The 4,235-nt window shown below is 66.7% G+C and carries 5 protein-coding genes; 2 read left to right on the top strand and 3 right to left on the bottom strand.

The genetic code is table 11. The annotated features are described in order from the left end of the window. Positions 1–16: 16 nt before the first annotated feature. Positions 17–730 (bottom strand): FadR/GntR family transcriptional regulator, encoded by a 714-nt coding sequence (locus AC5RE1_RS04285; protein ID WP_285069572.1) that lies wholly within the window; start codon positions 728–730, stop codon positions 17–19. A gap of 141 nt (positions 731–871) precedes the next feature. Between AC5RE1_RS04285 and AC5RE1_RS04280 the strand changes: the two genes are divergently transcribed. After that, a complete protein-coding gene (locus tag AC5RE1_RS04280; RefSeq protein ID WP_006680433.1) occupies positions 872–1,414 on the top strand; it encodes a gluconokinase in 543 nt (180 codons plus the stop codon). A 42-nt stretch (positions 1,415–1,456) separates the two neighbouring features. Next, the gene (locus AC5RE1_RS04275; RefSeq protein ID WP_493938402.1) at positions 1,457–2,857 is read left to right on the top strand and encodes a GntP family permease; all 1,401 of its coding nucleotides are present in this window, start codon (positions 1,457–1,459) and stop codon (positions 2,855–2,857) included. Positions 2,858–2,979: 122 nt separating this feature from the next. Here AC5RE1_RS04275 and AC5RE1_RS04270 read toward each other — a convergent pair whose 3' ends face one another. After that, positions 2,980–3,234, bottom strand: coding sequence for an MBL fold metallo-hydrolase RNA specificity domain-containing protein (locus AC5RE1_RS04270; RefSeq protein ID WP_243440763.1), 255 nt, complete (start codon positions 3,232–3,234; stop codon positions 2,980–2,982). Between the two features lie 82 nt (positions 3,235–3,316). Further along, positions 3,317–4,235: MBL fold metallo-hydrolase (locus AC5RE1_RS04265; protein WP_493938401.1), on the bottom strand; the 919-nt coding region annotated here is incomplete at its 5' end.

The following is a 4,235-nucleotide window of genomic DNA, read 5'->3' as shown; positions in this document are numbered from 1 at the left end:
ATGCTGGGGTGAGGGGTCAGTCCGTGGTGAGGAACCCGCGCAGCCCTTTTTCGAGGAGGGCTTCGCGGACTTCGGCGACGAGGGCGCGCATCGCGTCTTCGGCTGCTTCGGAGGAACCGGTGGCGATGGCGCGCGCGACCTCGTCGTGGAGGTCGAGGGCGATCGGCTCGGGGTGGGCGGGGTAGAGGCCGAGGCGCGTGCGCCCGGCCAGGACCTCGGCGACGAGCTCCCTCAGCGCGTAGAAGGTGTCGTTGTGGCTTGCGGCGAGGATTGCCGAATGAAGCTTGATGTCGGTGGCGAGAAAATCGGTGAGGTCGTCCTTCGCGCCCTCGGCCCGCAATCGTGCGGCGAGTTCGAGGATCCGGGTGCGTTCGCCCTCGGTGGCCCGGCGCGCGGCCGCAGCCGCTGCGACCGGTTCGATGGCGGCGCGCATCTCGTTGAGGGCGCCGAGTTTGGGCCCTCGTGGATCGGCATCGAGCTGCCAGCGGATCAGGGTCGGTGAGAGCGCATCCCACTCGGACGCGGGGCGGATCAGGATCCCTGCGCGTCTGCGGGATTCGACGAGCCCCATGGATTCGAGCGACTTCACGCACTCGCGGGCGATGCTGCGTGAGACCCCGAACTCCGTCTGGATCCATTCGAGTGTGAGCGTGCCGCCGATCGGTAGATCGCCTGCGGCGATCCTGCGTCCGAGCGCCTCGAAAACATCACTGTGGAGCGAGGGGGACACGTTGAGCTCCTTTTGTTGAGGCTTCTGCGCCAATCATTATAGGTCTGTGATCTATGGGACTTTCCTCCTTCTTGAAATGTATGACGTATTCGGTACTATAAACGTACTATATGGACGAAGACGTCATATTTAGGAGGAGTCGTGGACGACACTCGCGAATCATCGCTGACCCACCTCGTCGTGATGGGCGTTGCCGGCAGCGGAAAGACGACCGCCGCAGCTTCACTGGCCGCTCTGACATCGTGGCCCCTCGCCGAAGCCGACGACTTCCACCCCGAAGCGAACATCGTCAAGATGTCTGCGGGCACCCCCCTCAGCGACGAAGACCGTTGGCCCTGGCTCAGGAGCCTGCGCGATTGGATGAGCGGGCAAGTGGACAAGCAGAGCTGCTCCATCGTCACCTGCTCGGCCCTCAAACGCGTCTACCGCGATCTCCTTTCCGAAGCGAAGGGTCGCGTGCTCTTCGTCCACCTTGTTGCAGAACAGGAGGCCCTGCGCGAACGCATGGAACAGCGTGAAGGGCACTTCATGCCCCCGCAGCTCCTCCCCTCCCAGTTCGCGACCCTCGAGCCCCTCAAGCCCGACGAGGACGGCATCGTCATCGAATCGCGCGAAACCCCGGAACAGACCCTCGCCGCCGTACTCGACGCACTTGAGAGCGCGGGCGTCGCCATCGCCCGCTGATCACCATTCGCACAGGATCATCACTTTCCAATGGAGGAATTCATGATGTCACCCCTTCTCGGAGCAGCCGCCAAGGCAGTCGTGCACTCCGACAATGAACTGCAGCTCGTCGGCGCAGCCCTCGCAGGCATCACGACGATCATCGTCCTAATCGTCTGGAAGAAGGTCCACCCCTTCCTGGCCCTGACGCTCGGCTCGGCCGTCCTCGCCCTCGTCGCAGGCATCCCCTTGACCGACACCTTCACATCCTTCTCGACGGGCCTCGGCTCGACCGTCGGAGGCGTCGGCACCCTCATCGCCTTCGGCGCGATCATCGGCAAACTCCTCATCGAATCCGGCGGCGCCGATCGTATCGTCGACACGATCCTCGACAAGACCCCCGTCTCCCGACTTCCCTGGGCGATGGCGCTCATCGCCTTCGTCGTCGGCATCCCCCTCTTCTTCGAAGTCGGCATCGTTCTGCTCATCCCGGTGGTCATGCTCGTCGCACGCAGGGCCGAGCAACCGCTGATCCTCGTGGGCGTGCCCGCGCTCGCCGGCCTGTCCGCCCTGCACGGCCTCGTACCGCCTCACCCCGGCCCGCTCATCGCGATCGACGCCCTCGGTGCCGACCTCGGCATCACACTCGGCCTCGGCCTCCTCGTCGCCATCCCGACCGTCATCATCGCAGGGCCCATCGCCGCCCGCGTCATGGCCCGGTGGGTTCCGATCGAGGCCCCGGCCCCTCTCGGCGGCGAATCGACCATCACCGAGCCGCAGAAGCGCCCCTCGTTCGCCATCTCGATCTTCGTCGTCCTCCTCCCCGTTCTCCTCATGCTCGGCCGCACCCTCGTGGAGACTCTGATGGGCTCCGCCAAGGAGACGCTGCTCTACACCTGCGCGGAGTTCCTCGGCCAGCCGATCGTCGCCCTCCTCATCACCGTGATCGTCGCGATCCTCGCCTTCGGCGTGGCGCCCGGCCGTAAGGCCGACGAGATCTCAACGATCGTCGGCGCCTCGCTCGGCCCGATCGCGGGGATCCTCCTCATCGTGGGCGCCGGCGGCGGCTTCAAACAGACCCTCGTCGACTCCGGCATCGCCGACGTCATCGCAATCTGGATCGAACAGGCCTCCGTCCCGGCACTCATCGCCGGCTGGCTCGTCGCCGTCGCTGTTCGCCTGGCAACTGGGTCTGCGACCGTGGCGACGATTACGGCTGCAGGTATCATGGCCCCCCTCGCAGGCGCCATGCCCCCGGTCGAGGCCGGCCTCCTCGTCCTCGCCATCGGTGCCGGCTCCGTGTTCCTCTCGCACGTCAACGACGCGGGATTCTGGCTCGTCAAGGAGTACTTCGGCATGACGGTCGGCGAGACCCTCAAGACGTGGTCGCTCATGGAGACGCTCCTCTCGTTCGTCGCAGGCGTCATGGTCTTCCTCATCGGAGCGATCCTCGGGGTCCTCTGATCGCGAGCCCCCGCGCGGATGCGCGCGGAAGGACAGAAGGCCGGGGCCGAGGGATCTGAACCCCGCGGCCCCGGCCCATCCGGGTCCGAGGCCGACCCTCAGCAGGCGCAGACCCGGCCTCCTCATTCAGCGGAGAGGAACTCCGCGAGAACGATCCTGTGATTCGCGCGCCCGGGCATCGCCTCGAGAGTCAGCTCCTGCGCCAAGCGCACTGCGAGGGCCTCGGCGGACTCCTTCTCGCCGTGGACCGTCAGTACCTTCCGGGGCCGAGGACGCAGGGCCCCGACCCAATCGATCAACTCCGATGCGTCCGCATGCACGGAGAACTCCTCGTCCTTGACGATCCGGGCGTGCACGGCGACCTCGGTGCCGAGCATCTTCACGCAGGGGGCTCCCTCGGCCAGGGAACGGCCACGAGTGCCGACGGCTTGGTACCCCGTGAGGACGACGCAGTTGCGCTCATCGGGGAGCATCCGGGCCAGATGATGAAGAAACGCGGCCGCCGGTGGCCATCCCCGAGGCCGAAATGATGATCGATGGGCGGGAGAAGGCGTTGAGGCTCTTCGATTCGTCAACGCTGCGCAATTCGTGAAGCTCGAGGTGGGGCAGGCGCAATCCCCGTGCGCCCTCGCTCAGCTCCTCCGCCTGCGAACGGGCCCGATAGATCTCCAGTGATGCGAGCGCCATCGGGGAATCGACGAAAACGGGCACCCGCGGGATCCGCCCCTCGGCGCTCATCTCGTCGAGCGCCAGGAGGACGACTTCGGTCCGGTCCACGGCGAAAGCCGGGACGAGGACCGATCCTCCCGCATCGACGGCCGAGCGGATCGCCTCGGCGAAGGCTTCGTGCGCAGGGCCCTCGGGCTCGGGGTGCTCGCGGTCGCCGTAGGTCGACTCGACGAGGACGAGGTCGGCGCCCTCGGGGATCTCACGGCTGCGCAGCACGGGGTGCGTCGAACGCCCGAGGTCGCCGGAGAAGAGGATGGATCCCTCCGGGGTGGCGAGTCGGATCGACCCGGATCCGAGGATGTGCCCCGCCCTCGTCCATCGGGCCTCCAAGCCGTCGCCGAGCTCGAGCGGACGGTCGAACTCGACCGAGCGGAACAGCGGCAGGGTGCGTTTGACGTAGCCGATCCGGTACAGGGGCTGCGCCTTCTCGTGACGTGAGAATCCGTGCGCGTTCGTGTACTCCGCATCCCGCTCCTGAAGATGGGCCGAGTCGCGCAGGACGATCTCGGCCAGCGCGAGGGTCGTGTCCGTTCCCCAAATCGCCCCCGAGAATCCGTTCTTCACCAGGCGCGGCAGGTAGCCGGTGTGGTCCATATGCGCGTGGGTGAGCAGGACGTCGGTGATCGAGGCGGGAGGGACCGGGAAGTCC

Source organism: Actinotignum sp. usb-actsch-rep-73, assembly GCF_059082735.1.
The sequence above is the reverse complement of the archived record's forward strand: the minus strand, read 5'-3'. Positions and strand labels throughout refer to the sequence as shown.